This is a genomic window from Prosthecobacter sp. Pr1 (genome assembly GCF_057652315.1).
This window is the reverse complement of sequence record NZ_JBYFBS010000001.1, coordinates 188,085-204,169: the sequence shown is the minus strand read 5'-3', so window position 1 is coordinate 204,169 and position 16,085 is coordinate 188,085. Positions and strand designations below refer to the sequence as shown.

General features: G+C 59.8%; 15 protein-coding genes. 6 read left to right on the top strand and 9 right to left on the bottom strand.

Annotated features, from left to right (window positions below):
- Nucleotides 1-26: 26 nt before the first annotated feature.
- Together AC24GY_RS00955 and AC24GY_RS00950 are read right to left on the bottom strand one after the other, a co-directional pair.
- On the bottom strand, nt 27-743 hold the full coding sequence (locus tag AC24GY_RS00955) for a glycosyltransferase family 2 protein (RefSeq protein WP_487679521.1): 717 nt from the start codon (nt 741-743) through the stop codon (nt 27-29).
- 16 nt (nt 744-759) lie between these two features.
- Nucleotides 760-2,247, bottom strand: a complete 1,488-nt coding sequence (locus tag AC24GY_RS00950) for an ArnT family glycosyltransferase (RefSeq protein ID WP_487679519.1) — start codon at nt 2,245-2,247, stop codon at nt 760-762.
- A 56-nt stretch (nt 2,248-2,303) separates the two neighbouring features.
- Here AC24GY_RS00950 and AC24GY_RS00945 point away from each other — a divergent pair, with 56 nt between their 5' ends.
- The 4 genes from AC24GY_RS00945 to AC24GY_RS00930 are packed head-to-tail and all read left to right on the top strand — an operon-like array spanning nt 2,304 to nt 6,159.
- On the top strand, nt 2,304-2,999 hold the full coding sequence (locus tag AC24GY_RS00945; RefSeq protein WP_487679517.1) for an outer membrane lipoprotein-sorting protein: 696 nt from the start codon (nt 2,304-2,306) through the stop codon (nt 2,997-2,999).
- A gap of 55 nt (nt 3,000-3,054) precedes the next feature.
- A complete protein-coding gene (locus AC24GY_RS00940) occupies nt 3,055-3,747 on the top strand; it encodes an outer membrane lipoprotein-sorting protein (protein ID WP_422322121.1) in 693 nt (230 codons plus the stop codon).
- Nucleotides 3,748-3,755: 8 nt separating this feature from the next.
- Nucleotides 3,756-5,045, top strand: a complete 1,290-nt coding sequence (locus AC24GY_RS00935; RefSeq protein WP_487679515.1) for a class I SAM-dependent RNA methyltransferase — start codon at nt 3,756-3,758, stop codon at nt 5,043-5,045.
- 19 nt (nt 5,046-5,064) lie between these two features.
- On the top strand, nt 5,065-6,159 hold the full coding sequence (locus AC24GY_RS00930) for an iron-containing alcohol dehydrogenase (RefSeq protein ID WP_487679513.1): 1,095 nt from the start codon (nt 5,065-5,067) through the stop codon (nt 6,157-6,159).
- 143 nt (nt 6,160-6,302) lie between these two features.
- On the opposite strand, the gene AC24GY_RS00925 is transcribed toward AC24GY_RS00930, so the two are convergent.
- From AC24GY_RS00925 to AC24GY_RS00900, 6 genes are all read right to left on the bottom strand, one after another.
- Nucleotides 6,303-6,872 (bottom strand): REP-associated tyrosine transposase, encoded by a 570-nt coding sequence (locus AC24GY_RS00925; RefSeq protein ID WP_487679511.1) that lies wholly within the window; start codon nt 6,870-6,872, stop codon nt 6,303-6,305.
- A gap of 10 nt (nt 6,873-6,882) precedes the next feature.
- The gene (locus tag AC24GY_RS00920; protein ID WP_487679509.1) at nt 6,883-7,512 is read right to left on the bottom strand and encodes a hypothetical protein; all 630 of its coding nucleotides are present in this window, start codon (nt 7,510-7,512) and stop codon (nt 6,883-6,885) included.
- A gap of 143 nt (nt 7,513-7,655) precedes the next feature.
- Nucleotides 7,656-8,177, bottom strand: coding sequence for a hypothetical protein (locus AC24GY_RS00915; RefSeq protein WP_487679507.1), 522 nt, complete (start codon nt 8,175-8,177; stop codon nt 7,656-7,658).
- 52 nt (nt 8,178-8,229) lie between these two features.
- The gene (locus AC24GY_RS00910) at nt 8,230-9,255 is read right to left on the bottom strand and encodes a methyltransferase (RefSeq protein ID WP_487679505.1); all 1,026 of its coding nucleotides are present in this window, start codon (nt 9,253-9,255) and stop codon (nt 8,230-8,232) included.
- 46 nt (nt 9,256-9,301) lie between these two features.
- A complete protein-coding gene (locus AC24GY_RS00905) occupies nt 9,302-11,917 on the bottom strand; it encodes a M56 family metallopeptidase (RefSeq protein WP_487679503.1) in 2,616 nt (871 codons plus the stop codon).
- Nucleotides 11,914-12,318 carry a BlaI/MecI/CopY family transcriptional regulator gene (locus tag AC24GY_RS00900; protein ID WP_487679501.1) on the bottom strand — a complete coding sequence of 135 codons (405 nt, stop codon included), beginning with the start codon at nt 12,316-12,318 and terminating at the stop codon, nt 11,914-11,916. The genes AC24GY_RS00905 and AC24GY_RS00900 overlap by 4 nt, the downstream gene beginning before the upstream one ends.
- 147 nt (nt 12,319-12,465) lie before the next feature.
- Here AC24GY_RS00900 and AC24GY_RS00895 point away from each other — a divergent pair, with 147 nt between their 5' ends.
- Both AC24GY_RS00895 and AC24GY_RS00890 read left to right on the top strand, forming a co-directional pair.
- Entirely contained in the window at nt 12,466-13,953 is a 1,488-nt protein-coding gene (locus AC24GY_RS00895) for an MFS transporter (protein ID WP_487679499.1), read from the top strand.
- A 40-nt stretch (nt 13,954-13,993) separates the two neighbouring features.
- Nucleotides 13,994-14,899 (top strand): PIG-L deacetylase family protein, encoded by a 906-nt coding sequence (locus tag AC24GY_RS00890; RefSeq protein WP_487679497.1) that lies wholly within the window; start codon nt 13,994-13,996, stop codon nt 14,897-14,899.
- A 313-nt stretch (nt 14,900-15,212) separates the two neighbouring features.
- On the opposite strand, the gene AC24GY_RS00885 is transcribed toward AC24GY_RS00890, so the two are convergent.
- Nucleotides 15,213-16,058: a hypothetical protein gene (locus AC24GY_RS00885; protein WP_487679495.1), complete on the bottom strand. Its 846-nt coding sequence runs from the start codon at nt 16,056-16,058 to the stop codon at nt 15,213-15,215.
- Nucleotides 16,059-16,085 lie beyond the last annotated feature (27 nt).

The following is a 16,085-nucleotide window of genomic DNA, read 5'->3' as shown; positions in this document are numbered from 1 at the left end:
GTTGTCTCGTCAACAACAGAAACGCATCAGCCACGCCGTTCCTCACGAATGACATAGCGGGTGCGCCGGCTGTTCAACCAGCGCACGCCAAACATGTCCATCGTCGCGCGCAGCGCCCGGTTGCCGAAGCCATATTTGCTCACGCCATGGATGCGCGCGCGGTGGTTCACCGGCATTTCAGTCACGCGCCAGCCCATGTTGCGGATGAGCGCGGGAATGAAACGGTGCATGCCGTTGAACAGCAGCAGGGCCTCGCGGCAGTCGCGGCGCATCACCTTCAGCGTGCAGCCCGTGTCGCGCACGTGATCACCCACAAAGCGGGAGCGCACAAAATTGGCGATGCGGCTCTGCAGGCGCTTGAATGTCGTATCCTTGCGCTTCGCACGGTAGCCGCAGACGAGATCATAGCCCCCGTCCTCATCCAGCTTCGCGATCATCGCGGGAATATCGGCCGGGTCGTTCTGCAGGTCGCCATCCAGCGTGACGATCACATCCCCCAGCGCGGCATAAATCCCGGCGTGCATGGCGGCGCTCTGCCCGCTGTTCTTTTCAAAGACGATCACTCGCACCCGCGGGCCACGCTGCACACGGGCAAGCGTCTGATCTTTCGATCCATCATCAACAAGCACCAGTTCGTAATCGCGCCCACCCAGGACCTTGTCGATCTGCTGCTGCATCTCCACGACATTGTCCTCTTCATTATAAAGCGGCACGACGACGGAAATGGCAGGTGAGGAGGACATGGAGGCGAAAAGGGCGTCAAAAGTCGGGCGCTCGATAATCGTGGCAAGCAAAGATTTTCAACCATCGCACCTCATTCCCCGCATGCATGACCCGGGCCACAGAGAGCAATTCAGTGCGCTGAAACCTCTTCTTGAGCGAATCGGGCAGGCCTTTCGCGTCCCTGTCCTCGGTGACAAACAGCGCACTTCGCCCGGCAAAAGAGCTCAGATCACGGGCTGGCCACTGCACCATCCCGGCTTGACCAAGGTAGTGATCCAGCTCGACCGCGAGCGGCCAGTCACCCGCCAATACAAACCAAGACTCCGCCCCACCCGCCTGCTCCAGCACGGCGGAGACGACTCTGGCGCTCTCACGCCAGCCACGCTGGGTCTTGGACGGATCAGCGGTGAATGCATGAGCGGAATTCGTCTCAGCACTGGGTTTGGGCGAAAATCGCCACGTCAGCCCCAGCGTGCGCGGCAGATCCGTTTGCAGCAAAAAAGCACTCTGCAGCGCGGCCAGCACTATCGTGATGGTGCGCAGGCTGATCTTCTGCTCGATCACCCCCGTCCGGGCGACCGTGCTGCGATGCGCCAGCAGCACCGCCGCAAAGAGCATCCACACCACGCCTCCCGTGTCCGGCCAGATTTCATGCGGACCATAGAAAAAGTCGATCCCCGCCAGCGGCAGCAGCATCGCCATGGGCAGGCTGCGGTGAGTTTGCAGCATGCCGTTCGTAAATCCCGCACGCACCGCCATCACGAAAAGCACCAGCAGCAGAGGAGAGGCGAGCACGATCCAGCGCAGCAAATTCGGAATCACCCGCCACTCAGGCAACCAGTGCCCCGCTGCAAACGTCGGCCAGCCATGCACGCCCTGCCAGATCAGCCAGACCAGCACCACCACGGACCATGCAGCCAGGATCCCTCTGAATCCCGTGCTATTCAGGTGATGCCGCTGATGCCTGGACAGACCCAAAACGCACACCACCGCCGCCATCGTGGCCAGCGCAGGCGGCTGCGCCAGCGCCGTGCCCGCCACGCAAGCCCCGGCAGCCCACCACGCCCGGTGCTTCACATCCTCTTTCATCAAAGCACCGCGCAAACACAGCGCTGCTCCTGGCACCAGCACACAGGCAATCGTCCCCGGAGTCAGCGTGACAGCGGCGAGATTGAAGGCAGGCAGCACATTCACAATCACCACCGCCCAGCCCGCGATCTGCTCATCAAACAGCTCACGCGCCAGCCGCCAAATCAGCAGCGATGCCCCCAGCGCGAGCAATGGCGCGAAGAACCTCACCCCAAATTCACCCGCACCTCCAATCAGCATGCCAAGCCTCGCAAACAGCGGCACCAGCGGTCCGACATCAAAAAAACTGCCCCACTGACCATGCTTGCCGCAGAAAACCGCCAGCGCCTCCTCTGGCGCGAGTTCCAGCGTCGGCAGCAGCGCCCAGCGCCAGAGCGTGAGCAGGCCCAGGGCGGCAAAGAGAAAGCGCTGGCGCTGCATGATGGTTGAGCGCATTGAATAGAGGACGCCGTCCGCATGTCAAAGTGTCGTCTCCAATCTCCCCCACTCTTATGAAACGTCTCTTCCTGCTCCCGCTGCTTCTCGCCTCCATGCTGCGTGCCGAGGATGCCCAGCCGAAAACCGCCGAGGAAATCATTCGCATTGTCCAGAACAGCTACGCCCTGCAAAACTACAAGATGACTGGCGAGCTTCGTGACGACACCTCCGGCCGCTCAGAGCCCCTCACGCTCACCATGCAAAACAAGGTCATGCGTTTCCTCTTCAAAAACGCACCGCCAGAAATCGTCCACCTGGATATGAACACCTCCCCGGCCACCCTTTATCAGGTGCGCGCCGGCGGATCGTCCGTCGTGCCGGACAGCCAGCATGGCAACAAGGTGCGCGGCATGGAGTTCAATTACGAAGATCTCTCCCTCGCCTTCCTCTACTGGCCGCGTCCCCAGCTCATGGGCGAAGACCGTGTCAGCGGCCAGAAATGCTGGATCGTGCGTGTCACCAACCCCAGCAGCCAGGGCCCCTACTACGCCGTGGATCTTTGGGTGCATCAGGGCAGCGGCGGCGCGGCCAAGATGGCGGCCTTTGATCGCACGAGCAAAATCGTCAAACGCTACCAGGTCACCAAGGTGCAGAAAGTGGAAGGCGCCACCACGCTCAAGGAGCTGCGCATCGAGTCCGTGAATCCCGCCAACGGCGAAGTCATCGGCCGCACCTACATGAAGCTGGATGATCCAGTGAAGAATAACTAATGCGTCGTCAGTGAAAGGGAGTCTCACACAGATCCCTCCCTGCGCCCGCACCGCCATGAAGTTCATCATTCTCGCCACACTGCTGCTCACGCCATGCCTGCGTGCCGCTGGTGCGCCGCCAAAGACCGCCGAGGAAATCATGCTCGATGTGCGCCAGAGCTACGCCGGGCAGAACCAAAAGCTGCAGGGCGAACTGCGTGACGGCGACTCCGGCCGCACCGAGCCCCTGGAACTCACCATGGGAAATCAGGTCATGAGCTTCCTGTTCTCCACCCCTCCGGCTGAGACCATCCGTGTCGATTTAAACACCTCCCCCGCCAGGCTGTATCAGGTGATCAAGGGCACTTCAAAGCAGGTTTCCGCCAGCCAGCTCGGCAGCAAAGTGCGCGGCATGGATTTGAATTATGAGGATCTCTCCCTCCGCTTCCTCTACTGGCCGCGCCCGCAGCTCCTGGGTGAGGACCGTGTCAGCGGACAGAAATGCTGGATCGTACGCGTCATCAACCCTGGCAGGGAAGGCCCCTACTACGCCGTGGACATCTGGGTTCATCAGGCCAGCGGTGGCGCGGCCAAAATGACTGCCTACGACCGCAGCAGCAAGATCATCAAACGCTACGAAGTCACCAAGATGCAGAAAGTGAATGGCACGAATGCCTTGAAAGAACTACGGGTCGAAACTCTGGATCCCGCCACTGGCAAAGTCCAAGGCCGCACCTACATGAAAATGAACACCCCCGCCAAACCCTGACGCGACGCATGCAACCGCCGCGCAAATTCACGCCCCATCCCTTCGCCTATCACCAGGAGCTGGACGTCCGCATCGAAAGCCTCACCAACGAAGGTGCGGGAGTCGCCCGTGTCGATGGCTGGGTCGTCTTCGTTCCCTTCACACTCGCCGGAGAGCTGGTGAAGTGCCGCGTCTTCCGCAATCACAAGAACTACAGCGAGGCCGACTTCGTCTCAGTCATCGAGCCCTCACCAAACCGCGTCACACCTCAGTGCCCTTTGTTCAGCCAGTGCGGCGGCTGCCAGTACCAGCACCTCTCCTATGAGGAGCAGTTGCTCTCCAAGCAGCGCCAGGTCGCCGAGCTGCTCAAGCACATGGCCAAGATCGAGCACCCCGTCTGCCCGGTGATCCCCTCACCCGTTCAGTACGGCTACCGCTCCAAGATCACACCTCACTTCCAGCGCCCGAAAGAAGGCGGCATCGGTGCCATCGGTTTCCTGCGCGCACGCACCCGCAATGCCATGGTCGATGTCGAGCAGTGCCCCATCGCCATGCCCGAGCTCAACGCGCAGCTCGCCTCCGTGCGCGAGCGCGCCCGCGCAAACTCCGCCGAATTCAAAAACGGTGCCACCCTGCTCATGCGTGCCGCCGATAACGGTGTCCTCACCCGCCCCGATGAAATCGCCGTCGAAAACGTGGACGGTGTCCGCTTCGAGTTCCAGGCCGGAGACTTCTTCCAGAACAATCCCTTCATCCTGCCCAAGTTCGTCCGCCATGCCATCGACGAAGCCAAAGCCACCGGTGCCAGGCATCTCGTCGATGCCTACTGCGGCAGCGGCCTCTTCGCCATCAGCGCCGCGCGCGACTTCGAAAGTGTCATCGGCGTCGAGATCTCCGAAACCGCCGTCAAAAAAGCCGCGCACAACGCCGAGATCAATTCCCTCACCAACTGCCGCTTCATCGCCGCCGATGCCCAGCACGTTTTCAAAGACGTTCCGCATGCCGGAGCCGACACCGTGGTGATCATCGATCCACCGCGCGCCGGCAGCAGCCCCGAGTTCTTGCAGCAGCTCTTCGCCTTCAATCCCAAAGGCGTCGTCTACATCTCCTGTAATCCCGCCACCCAGATGCGCGATCTCGTGCTCTTCACCGAGGCCGGATTCAAACTCGGCACTGTTCAGCCCTTCGATCTCTTCCCGCAGACAAAGCACCTCGAATGCGTCATGACGCTGAGCCGCGATCCCGAGGCATACGCCGCTCAGCTTTCCCCTGCCGCAGAGGTTCCCGCCGAAGAGACAGAACTCCCCGCCGCCGCCTGACCTCAAACGCGCTGCGCCCATGAACCGTTTCGAATTCGCCACCGCCCAGCGCATCATCTTCGGCCGCGGCGTGTTCCGCGAACTCCCAGAACTATGCCGCAGCTTTGGCCATCGCACTCTCCTCATCACCGGCAGCCGCCCGCAGCAATGGGAAGACCGCCTGCCTCATGTCGGCGTCCACTCCATCAGTGGCGAACCCACCGTTGAAGACATCCAAACCGGTGTCGCACTCGCCAAACAACTCAACGCCGATGTCATCGTCGCCATCGGCGGCGGCAGCGTGGTCGATGCCGGCAAAGCCATCTCTGCCATGAGCACGCAGCCCGGTGACTTGATGCGCTACATCGAAGTCATCGGAGAAGGCAAACCATTGGACGCCACTCCCCTGCCCTACATCGCCGTCCCCACCACGGCCGGCACAGGAGCCGAGGCCACACGCAACGCCGTCATCGCCAGCACCGAACACCGCGTCAAAGCCAGCCTTCGTCATGCCTCCATGCTGCCGCGCATCGCCTTGATTGATCCCGAACTCGCCGCCGATGTGCCGCCATCCGTCACCGCCGCCAGCGGCATGGATGCTCTCACGCAATGCCTCGAAGCCTTCGTCTGCCCCCGTGCTCAGCCAATGACCGATGCCCTCTGCCTCGATGGCATCCAGCGCGCCATTCGCTCCCTCGAACGCGCCTTTCAAAACGGCAATGACCTCGAAGCCCGTGGAGACATGGCCCTCTGCGCCCTCAACAGCGGCATCGCCCTCGCCAACGCCGGCCTCGGCGCCGTCCACGGCTTCGCCGCCCCCATCGGCGGCATGTTTCACGCCCCCCACGGCGCCGTTTGCGCCGCCCTCCTCGCCCCCGTCTGGGAAGCCAACTCCACACGCGTGACAGACCGCACCAAGTTCGCTCAAGTCGACTCAATGCTCGGTGGCGATGCCGTCTCATACCTCCACGCCCTCACCGCCCGCCTGCTCATCCCCAAACTCAGCCAGTGGGGCATCACCGAAACCGACCTCGACGAAATCGCCCACAAAGCAGCCGCCGCCAGCAGCATGAAAGCAAATCCCGTCTCGCTCACGCACGACGAACTGCTCCAGATTTTACGCGCCGCTCTGTAGCAACTGCGTGCGCGCCAGCGTCCCCGGAGTGCGGTGCTTCAGCACCGCTTTCGCCACACCCACAAGAGACAAGCCCTCCTTGTCTTCCAAACCTCCCAGGAGCACCATTCCCCAGAGTCCAGCCCCCACCCAGCCCCCACCACTCACTCCGGCTGAAAATCATCCTCCACCTTCAGCCGCTCCGTCTTGAACCGCTCAATCGCCCTCACCATGGCCGGCGCGGTCTCCCTCTCAAACCACGCCGCCGAGCACCACGGATAATCTCGCGCCACCTGCACAAGCCCATGCTTCACCGCGTTGTTGTGCGTGTAATTCAGTCTCGCAAAATACGATGTCTGCTTCGTGAGCAATGTCTCCCAGTAGTTGTGCCAGACTTTGCGCTCTGGCGTGCCATCCAGTTTGTTCACCCATCGAGACAGCGGCCCATGCAGTGCACGCACCATGACGGGCAGTGATTCCGCCCCCTCCACATCCGGCGGGGTCTTGGCAATAAAATGGTAGTGATTGGAAAACACCGCCCATGCTTCCAGCCTCCAGCCAAACTTATGAGTGATCGTCAATAAGCCTCGTTGCAGGACTTCGAGCCGGGCAGGGTCACGAAAATGGTGCTGTTTGAGATGCGTGCCCGCAGTGACGAAGTAGATGCCTCTGGCATCCAGAAGATGCGTGGGAGCATGCGGCCAGGGTGGCGGCTGATCTTGACGACGGGGCATAACACCACCGTCACTTGAAATTCGTCTTGAACGTCTCCCTCGGTTTCATCCCAAGAAACTTCACCCTCAACTCCGGATGCGCTTGCAGATGCCTCGACAGCTCAGGGCAGTTGGTTTCAAAATGCAGGAACTGATTGTCATCGGCAAACACCGCCATGATGTAGTACTTGTACTCCTGCCCGCCGACATTGCTGCTGTCACGGTCCGAATCATAGCGTGTCGACAATGATTTGAATTCAATGCTACGACGAGAGCCTTTGGCCACCGCAGGGATTCCCTGCGTCTCCGAAGTCGCAATGATGAGCTCTTCTTGGCCCCGCGCGTATTTGGCCGACGTTTCCATGGTCACCAGCAGGAAGGTGGCTGAAGCCGAAGCCATGGGCTGGGTTTTGGCACTTTCGATGATAATCTCCGGGGTCATGGTCATCGTCATCATGTAGGACGATCCTGGGACTGGAGTGTTTCGCTTGCCGACCTTGGCCTGGATGTGCAGAGACGGATATTTTTTCTCCATCTTCTCCTTGGCAGCTTTGTCCGGCTGCTGCCCCACAACATTCAAACTCACACTAATCAAGCCGATGATGCAGGCCCATATGCTTTTCTGGTTCATAAGCAGGATAAAACCACGTTGCAGGCCCAATCGTCAAGCCCCTTGTCGAATCCGCGCTGGCGAAGGTATGAATCGACCGTCCCGGTTGCCCGTCTCAGTCCTCTTTCACAGACAAAAAGAAAGCCGGGGCTGCTTTCGCAAACCCCGGCCCCGCTCGTTGTTGGTTGCGGTAGTTATTTGATGACGCCGGCGAAGCCAGCGGCATTGAGGGCGGCGGTCAGTTCAGACTTGGTGAACTCGCCTTCGACAGTGAATGAGGTGGACTTCGCGACGATGTCGCTCTTCGTGATGCCTGGAACAGTCTTCACCGCATTCGCTGCGGCGGTTTCGCACTTCTTGCAGCAGAGGTGCACACCGGAAACAGTGGCCTTGGTCATCTTCGCTTCCGGCTTCGTGCTCGCCGTGGATTTGCTGGCGGACTTGGAAGGTTCACCACCTTCGATCTTGCCGAAGTATCCTGCGGCAATGATCGCCTCCGCGGCTTTCATGGCATCACCCTTCTTCTTCGAGGTGATCGTCACCGTGGTGCTCTTTTCAGGCACATCAATCGTGACACCTTCGCCGATGCTGCCAGCCTTGGTGATGCCCTTGGCGCAGCTGCCGCAGCAGTTGTGCACGCCGGTCATGGTGAGTGTGGTCTCAGCGCGAAGAGATGCAGTGAGAGCAAGGACGGAAAGCAGAGTGATTAATTTCATAAGCGAACACTGAGACGATACGACAAGTCGGTTTCTTTGCACAATTTAATTTTTAACGTCGGATAGCAGTCATGAATCCGCGCGCCACCGCCGTGTCATGATACTCACCCGGTGTGAATCCCGCTTCATCCAGCAGCTCCGCATACTCGCTCGTGCTGTAGCATTTCCCCTGCGTGGAATGCATCAGCAGGCATGAATACTCAGCCACATGCAGTGGTCCCGTTTTGTCCGCATTGATGAACGCATCATGAATGATGAGCAGTCCGCCCGCCGGCAAAGCCGCATGTGAAACCGCCAGCAGCTTCTTCACTTCCGGCACGCCCCAGTCATGCAGCACGTTGGAAAAAAGATGCACATCGCAGCCCGCAGGCATGCCATCAAACATGTTGCCCGTCGCCACGCTCACGCGCTCCGCACACCCGCGTTCCTCGATCAATTTGCCCGCGATGCGGTCCACCGGTGCCTGATCATACACGATGGCCTTCATGTGCGTATGCTGCGCAGTGATCGCACACGCATAAATTCCCGAACCCGCACCAATATCCAGCAGGCAGGAGCGTCCGGTCAGATCCAGCTTCTTCGCCAAAGCCTGCGAGAGCAGCACCCCGCGGCAGTCCATCGCCGCTGTGAACTTCCGCGCAAAGTCCTCCTGCTCCATCGCCTTGTGCCAGTCAAAGGCCGCCTTGTCACCACTCCACACCGCCGGCTTGTCCGTCCTCAGCACCTCCAAAAAGTCGCGCGCAATCGGCCGGTCATGCAGCGAGGCAAAGTAAGGCCGCACTTCCCACACCGGCCCCGCACACAAAAATTCACGCGTCACCTCCGTCGCTTGAAACACCCCGCCCACATTCTCCACCCACCCATTCGCCGCAAACAACGTCATCATCGTATCCGTCGGACGCTCCGTAAATCCAAAGTGCCCGCAAATGCCCGCCAGCGAAGACGGATTCGCCGACAGCCACGTGAAGAAATCCACACTCAACGCCGCCGTCACCATGTCAGCCCCATAGAGGCAGTCTCGATAACGGTAAATGCTCGTCGGATCAGTGGCAGGCGCGGAGGTCAGGTCGTGAAACATAAGGCCGCATGATGAAGGCGGCCCCCATCGGCGGCAAAACCAGATTTCACTTTTTCTTCAGATCTTCCACAAGGTGCCCGGTGATGAATAGAAGCCGTGACACGCCTTCCGAAGGTTGCGCGCCCAAAACAACCGTCTGTCCGTCCCAAATGCTCAACTCCGTGGAGATGCGTCCGGTCATGTTGGGATCGTTTCTGACCGTGACATCCAGGGTGTTTCCATCCCCGCCGATCTGCCACTCCACAGTCACCCCGCTGCCGCCCATGGAGGCGGGAAGCACATACGCCAGCTGCTTGGATGCCGGATCGCCTTTCGGCTTCAAGATTTCGAGTTTCATATTGTAGTCAGCCACCTCGCTCATCCGCTGCAGCACCGTCGCATACTGATCGTTGGTGAAAACACCAGCCACGCTGAACTGTCGTAACACATCCTCGGGTGGCGATGATGTCGTCAGGGATAACGGCGGCGGGTCCAGGGTGGTGGCTGGCTTTTGATCACTGGGCGGCACAGGAATCCAGTCTCCAACCAGCTTCAAAAAATCGCCCTTTATCTCTACGGCATGCACCGTGGTGACCACTCTCTTCTTCACCGTGGCCCGCTGGAAATCGATCCATGCCTCAATAAAGTCCAGGTTTGGCCTGGTGTTGCGCACCGTGAGTTTTCCATCCTTCAGCTCCGCATCCGCCGGTTTCGGGAATGTGATTCCCGCCTCCTGGAGCACTTCAATCGGCGGCTTGTCCCGGGGAAAGTCAGCAGGCACTTGGTAAACACGCACGGCCCATTCGCTGGCGGCCTTGTCTGGCACATCAATGCCTGTGATTGATGGCTTGATCACCGCGGTTGCTTCAAAACTCGGCACCTTCTGACCTCTCGGATTCAGCGCTTCGGCAGTGATGAGAACCGTCACATGCTTTTTCGAAGTTGGCAGATGCATCACCAGTGTCTCCCCGCTCCCCAGTTCAGCCTGCGCGGCGGCAGTGTGGATTTGCACCCGCTCCCACACCGGCTTGTCCCCCTTTTGCGGCAGCCATGGATGCGATCCATCGGGATCAATCCCCAGATCCACCTTCGATGTGACCATCGCTTTTCCATTCGGCGTCGTGTTTGCAATGAGAAGGATTCTCGGCCCGACGAATTTCATCACACTCGCCATCTCTTTTGCCGGCGGCTTTTCAGGAAGCACCTCCCGCACGATTTCAGCGGTGGCTTCCTGCCCCAGCTTCATCGTGATGCTTGGCAGGTTGGCCAGGTCGATGCCCTTCTTCTGCAGCAGCTGTCCCCACATTTGCTGCACTTCATCAGCACCCAAAATTCCGCCATGCATCCCATAGTAACTCTCTGCCTGGATCAGTTTGCACTGAACATACACCAGCGGCGACCGCCTGCTAAGGTCATCAATGATCGTTTCGATTTGATGGTGCGCCGCCTTGTAATGACGCACCGTCAGCTGCGAGGTAGCCGGATTATACATCACAAGGGCGCCTTCAGGGAAAGGGATGCCTCGCTCCTCCAGCAGTTGACGCGCGGATTTTCCGATAAACTCAGGCACTGGAGCTTTCGTGACCGCATCTCCATTCAGAAAATCAGGAGCCACCCTGTACACTCGCATGTACATCACGCCACCATCATCCGCCTTTGTCTTCACCACTTCCTGCGCAGCCGCAGTGGCGGTGGTCGCAATCCCGAACGACGCCGCAATCACCGGCGCCACCACCGCGAAAGCCAGACACCCCAGCACAAACAGCGCCCCCAGTTTCTTCCTCACACCCCTCGCCTCCATCAGCGCCACCAGCCGCACCTTCAGCCTCTTCGCAGGTCGTGAATAAGCAATCGCCATCACGCATTCGCGCTGCGGAGCAGATCGGTCAGCCCAAGCCAGCAGAAAGTCAGCATACGCCGTGTGCTCACGCTCCTCCCCCACCGCAGCCGCATCACACGCCTCCTCACGCGCCCGGGCATATTCCTCCACGAGCGCATGCGCAAAAGGGTTCCACCACAGGAATCCGCGCACGATGTTTTGCAGCAGCACCACCACCGTGTCATGCAGGCGCAGATGCTCTGCCTCATGCCGCAGCAGCCAGCGCCACTGCCGGGCTGTGAGTTTTTCAAACGCAGAGGCAGGCACAGCGATCACCGGAAAAAACCAGCCCGCCACACAAGGCGTACCTTCTTGCTCAAAGACACGCACGCGCTCTCGCTTCAAGTCCTCCGGCAGTTGGTCATACTCTTTAATAGTAGGCTGCCTCAGCCGCCACGCCCAGCGCTGCACTCGCACACTTTGGTACAAAAGACGTCCCCACAAGGCCACAGTCACCAGCCAGAACAACCAGCGCAGCACCTTCACCACCTCATCAACCTCCCAGCCTCGCTTCTCGGTCGTGATGTTGATTTCAGGCGCCCTTGCAGGTGCCACACTCACACGCCAGTCCGCCTTGAAAGTCTCCTGAATCGGCGTCCACACCGGCACCTCCTTCTTCACCGGGAACAGATCCTGCATCGAAATATTAAACGGGCTGTAGAGACACATCAGCACCGCCAGATTCGCCAGGATGCAGCGGCGCAGCGCATCGCGAATGACAAACCGCACCAGCAGCCACGCCGCCGCACCGATCACCAAACTGTGAACCATGAAATTCAGCGTGCTGACCGTCTCCGCATTCATGACTCCTCCCCCTTCTTCCCCGTGCTGTTGCGCACGTATTTGCGCAGCTCCGCCAGCTCCTCTTCGCTGATGTCGCCGCTCTCCACCAGGCAGCGCACCAGCGCCAGGTTGCTCCCGCCAAAGAAGCGCTGCTTCAAATCCGCCAGCACACTCGTGCGGCCACGCTGCTCCGGCACGGCAGGCTCATAGGCGTGGCTGCGGCTGGAGTCATCCCGGCTGACCCATCCTTTCGCCTCCAGTCGCGTCAGCTGCGTTTGCAGCGTGTTCCGCGTCACGGGGTCACTGCGCCCCTGGTTCACCACTTCCAGCAGTTCCAGCACGCTCGACGGATGCTTTTTCCAGAGAATGTCCATCAGCGCCTGCTCGGCGGCTGACAGTGGGGGCAGAGATTTTTTAGCCATATTTCGCGAGTTTGCCGACAAATGTCGGATTTGTCGAGCCCAAACTCCGACACATGTAGGATGTCTTCTCGCCATCAATCCCGTTGATGAATTCCGCCCACGCCGCCCGTTGACTTGCCTCCCATCTCCTGACAGCATCGCCCCGCCATGTCCTCTCCCGCACCCAAATTCACCACCACCCACTGGCTCATCATCATCATCGCCAGCATTGGCTTCTTGTTTGACACCTATGAGCTGCTGATGACGCCCCTCGTCGCGGCACCGGCCATCGCCGAACTGCTCAAGCTCCCGATGAACAACCCCATCGTGACCACCTGGGTGGGCAATCTGCTCTGGATCGCGGCCCTGTGCGGCGGCGTGTTTGGTCTGCTCGGCGGCTGGCTCGTCGATAAATTCGGTCGCAAGAAGATCATGGCCCTGAGCATCTTCCTGTACTCCTTCTCCCCCTTCTGCGCCGCCTACTCCACCTCGCTGGGCATGTTCGTCTTCTTCCGCAGCACCACCTTCATCGGCGTGTGCGTCGAGTTCGTGGCCGCCATCACCTGGCTCGCGGAAGTCTTCTCGGATAAAAAGCAGAAGGAAAAGTGGATGGGCATCACGCAGGCCTTCGCCTCGCTCGGCGGTGTGTTTGTCACGCTCGTCAGCGTCTGGATCAACAAGCATGGCATGGACCTCCCGCACATCGGTCTGCCTGCCGGTCTCGGATCAAACGATCCCTCCACCTGGCGCTACCTCCTCATGACGGGCATCCTCCCCGCCATCCCCATCGCACTGCTCCTGCCATTCGTGCCTGAATCCCAGGCCTGGAAGGAAAAGAAAGCCGCAGGCACGCTCAAGCGCCCCAGCTTCGCCGCTCTCTTTGCCCCCGAGCTCCGCCGCGTCACTTTGGTGACAGCCGCGCTGTCCGCCTGCGCCTACGGCATCGCCTTCGGTGCACTCCAGGTCACTGTCTCACGCGTCACCCCCGGCCTGCCGGAATTGAGAGCCCAGTCCAAAGCCCTCGCTCCGCTGCGCAAAGCCGGTGAAGACCTCAACAAGCAGCTCAATGCACTCCCTGCCACCGACCCTGCCCGCAAGGAACTAATCGCACAGATCAAGGCCAACTTCGGCCAGCAAAAGCCGATCAACGATGAAGTGAAAAAGATGGCCGACACCGTGCAGTTCTACCAGGAAATGGGCGGCCTCGTCGGCCGAATCGCACTGGCCATCCTCCTCATCGTCGGCATCAGCCGCGTCGCGTTGTTGAAGGTCTTCCAGGTTCCCGCGCTCATCATCCTGCCGCTGACTTACTTCTATTTCTTCGAGCAAGGAGGCAATAGTTTCCTCTGGGCCTATGGCGTCTGCGGTCTGCTCACCGTCGCTCAGTTCAGCTACTTCGGTGAATACCTGCCCAAGGTGTTCCCCATGCATCTGCGCGGCACCGGCGGCAGCTTCGCCACCAATGTTGGCGGTCGCATGATCGGCACCAGCATGGCCTTCGTCACCACCAACCTCGTCGCCCCCATGCTCGCCGGCACCGGCCCCATGCTGCCCATGCACGTCGCCAAAGCCGCAGGCATCGTCGCCACCGCCATCGTGGTGCTGAGTTTCCTCATCGGCTTCATGCTGCCAGAACCCAAGGCGGAAGAGGCTTGAGCCGAGAGAGTCTATGTCATGGCGGCGTACTCATGCCGCCATGATTCGCTCTCTCCTCTCTCTCGCCATCTGCCTCGCCACCTTCACCCTCCACGCGGAGGATCCAAACGACGGCAAGCTGCGCATCATCGTCTTCGGCGCCCATCCCGATGATGCCGAATACAAGACCGCAGGCACAGCCGTCAAATGGGCGCGCCTGGGCCACCACGTCAAACTCGTCTCCGTCACCAATGGCGACATCGGCCATTGGAAAGAAGCCGGTGGCCCGCTCGCACAGCGCCGCGCCGCAGAAGTGGCGGCCTGCGCCAAAAAGCTCGGCGTCACCTCCCAGGTCCTCGACATTCACGACGGCGAACTCCTCCCTTCCTTGGAAAACCGTAAGCTCATCACACGCGTCATTCGCGAGTGGAAGGCGGACATCGTCATCGCCCACCGCCCCTGGGATTACCATCCCGACCACCGTTATGTCGGCGTCCTGATCCAGGACGCTGCCTTCATGGTCACCGTCCCCTTCATCGTTCCTGACGTGCCGTTTTTGAAAAAGAACCCCGTCTTCCTCTATTCCAGCGATGGCTTTCAAAAGCCCTACCCCTTCACGCCGGACATCGCCGTGAGCGTGGACGATTCATTCGACCAAAAACTCGACGGTCTCCACGAACTCACCTCCCAGGCCTACGAAGGCGGTGCCAGCGGCTCCGCCGAATACGTCGCCAAAGACGTGCCTCCTGCCGCGGATGAAGTCGCCCGCCGCGCCTGGCTCAAACGCCGCTGGGGCGCCCGCCAAAGCAGCGAAGCCGAGAAGTACCGCGACCTGCTCGTCAAACTCTACGGTGAGGAAAAAGGCAGGGCCGTGAAATACGCCGAAACCTTCGAAGTCTGCGAATACGGCCGCCGCCCCAGCGCCGCCGAGATCAAGCAGCTCTTCCCTTTTTATGAGGCGAAGTAATGCCCGCTCACCGAATTTCTGAAGTTTCTTTCGCATCGCATTTCCACTGAGTCCCTCTTTAACAAAACCGTTTTCGAACTCATCTCAGCCCTGAAAGGGCTGGGGACTCAGCCCAGGGTCAGCCGAGCCTCGGCGAGGCGACCCTGGGTAGAGTCATCAAAAGCCAGGAAGCAAACCCAGCACTCCGCCGCGCTCAGCTTCCACCAGCAGCGTCCACAACAAGCCCCGAAGCATGCCTGCTTCACAGGAATTTCCTTCACTCCCAAAGCTACGACGGCCAGCCTGAACGCGCGCCATTCATTATCCCTTCCTCTCACTTCAGTGCCTTGAAGCGGACTTGCAGTTTTTTGAGCGCATCCTTGTTGGCGGCGCTTTTGCGTTCCAGTTCACGCAACAGCGTCGCGGCACGCATTTTGTCTCCTCCGTTCATCAGGTCCTCGGCGTGGTTGGCCAGATCATTGAGCTGGGGAGTGAGGCCGGTGGTTGCAGCAGTCTGGGAAGCCTTGCCAGGATTCCCACGGGCATGGCCGCCGAAAATGTTGTCGACCTTCATCCACGTGGCTTCGGAGCCATCCTCTGAAAACGCCAGCCAGAACAAGGCGTTGTTTTCACCACCGGCTTCCAAGACACGTCGATTGGCCACAACGGCATCCACCTTCTGCACGATCCATTTGTCCGCTTTCGCACCTACCTCAAGCTCCTTCCCGTTCCAGCGCATCTTGAGTTCGGCCTTCTGATTCCTGCCCACCCAAACGACATTCTGAATGTCCTGCGGGAAATTTTTCACCGGCTTGATGGCAGTTCCGGCATCAGCCTTGAACTCCACCATCTCGCTGATGTTGATCGGGGTGAGGACCTTTAAGTCGTCGCTCACAAAATACCATGCGGCCCGGTTATCGCTGAAAACGAGCTGGAACACACCCACATCCACAAAGGCATGCTCCTTGTACGGATTCTGATTCATGCCATTCCCCGTCACCGGGAAGATGCTTTCACCATCGTAACGCAGGTGCCTGAGCGAGTTCGTGCCCCGCAGATCCCAAAGCACATTGGTGATCGAGGTGGCAAATTTCTCCACCTCAGGCCATTCCTTTTGTTGGCCCTGGGCAAGACTGGCGAAGGCGACGAGCGAAACAAAAATGGCATGCAGCGGTCTCATTAGGTCGGATTCTGGCATTCAAAGCAG

Excerpts from the sequence above, each read along its gene's own strand:
- AC24GY_RS00955 (WP_487679521.1), bottom strand. The coding sequence starts at position 743 with ATGTCCTCCTCACCTGCCATTTCCGTCGTCGTGCCGCTTTATAATGAA.
- AC24GY_RS00950 (WP_487679519.1), bottom strand. The coding sequence starts at position 2,247 with ATGCGCTCAACCATCATGCAGCGCCAGCGCTTTCTCTTTGCCGCCCTG.
- AC24GY_RS00945 (WP_487679517.1), top strand. The coding sequence starts at position 2,304 with ATGAAACGTCTCTTCCTGCTCCCGCTGCTTCTCGCCTCCATGCTGCGT.
- AC24GY_RS00940 (WP_422322121.1), top strand. The coding sequence starts at position 3,055 with ATGAAGTTCATCATTCTCGCCACACTGCTGCTCACGCCATGCCTGCGT.
- AC24GY_RS00935 (WP_487679515.1), top strand. The coding sequence starts at position 3,756 with ATGCAACCGCCGCGCAAATTCACGCCCCATCCCTTCGCCTATCACCAG.
- AC24GY_RS00930 (WP_487679513.1), top strand. The coding sequence starts at position 5,065 with ATGAACCGTTTCGAATTCGCCACCGCCCAGCGCATCATCTTCGGCCGC.
- AC24GY_RS00925 (WP_487679511.1), bottom strand. The coding sequence starts at position 6,872 with ATGCCCCGTCGTCAAGATCAGCCGCCACCCTGGCCGCATGCTCCCACG.
- AC24GY_RS00915 (WP_487679507.1), bottom strand. The coding sequence starts at position 8,177 with ATGAAATTAATCACTCTGCTTTCCGTCCTTGCTCTCACTGCATCTCTT.
- AC24GY_RS00910 (WP_487679505.1), bottom strand. The coding sequence starts at position 9,255 with ATGTTTCACGACCTGACCTCCGCGCCTGCCACTGATCCGACGAGCATT.
- AC24GY_RS00905 (WP_487679503.1), bottom strand. The coding sequence starts at position 11,917 with ATGAATGCGGAGACGGTCAGCACGCTGAATTTCATGGTTCACAGTTTG.
- AC24GY_RS00900 (WP_487679501.1), bottom strand. The coding sequence starts at position 12,318 with ATGGCTAAAAAATCTCTGCCCCCACTGTCAGCCGCCGAGCAGGCGCTG.
- AC24GY_RS00895 (WP_487679499.1), top strand. The coding sequence starts at position 12,466 with ATGTCCTCTCCCGCACCCAAATTCACCACCACCCACTGGCTCATCATC.
- AC24GY_RS00890 (WP_487679497.1), top strand. The coding sequence starts at position 13,994 with ATGATTCGCTCTCTCCTCTCTCTCGCCATCTGCCTCGCCACCTTCACC.
- AC24GY_RS00885 (WP_487679495.1), bottom strand. The coding sequence starts at position 16,058 with ATGAGACCGCTGCATGCCATTTTTGTTTCGCTCGTCGCCTTCGCCAGT.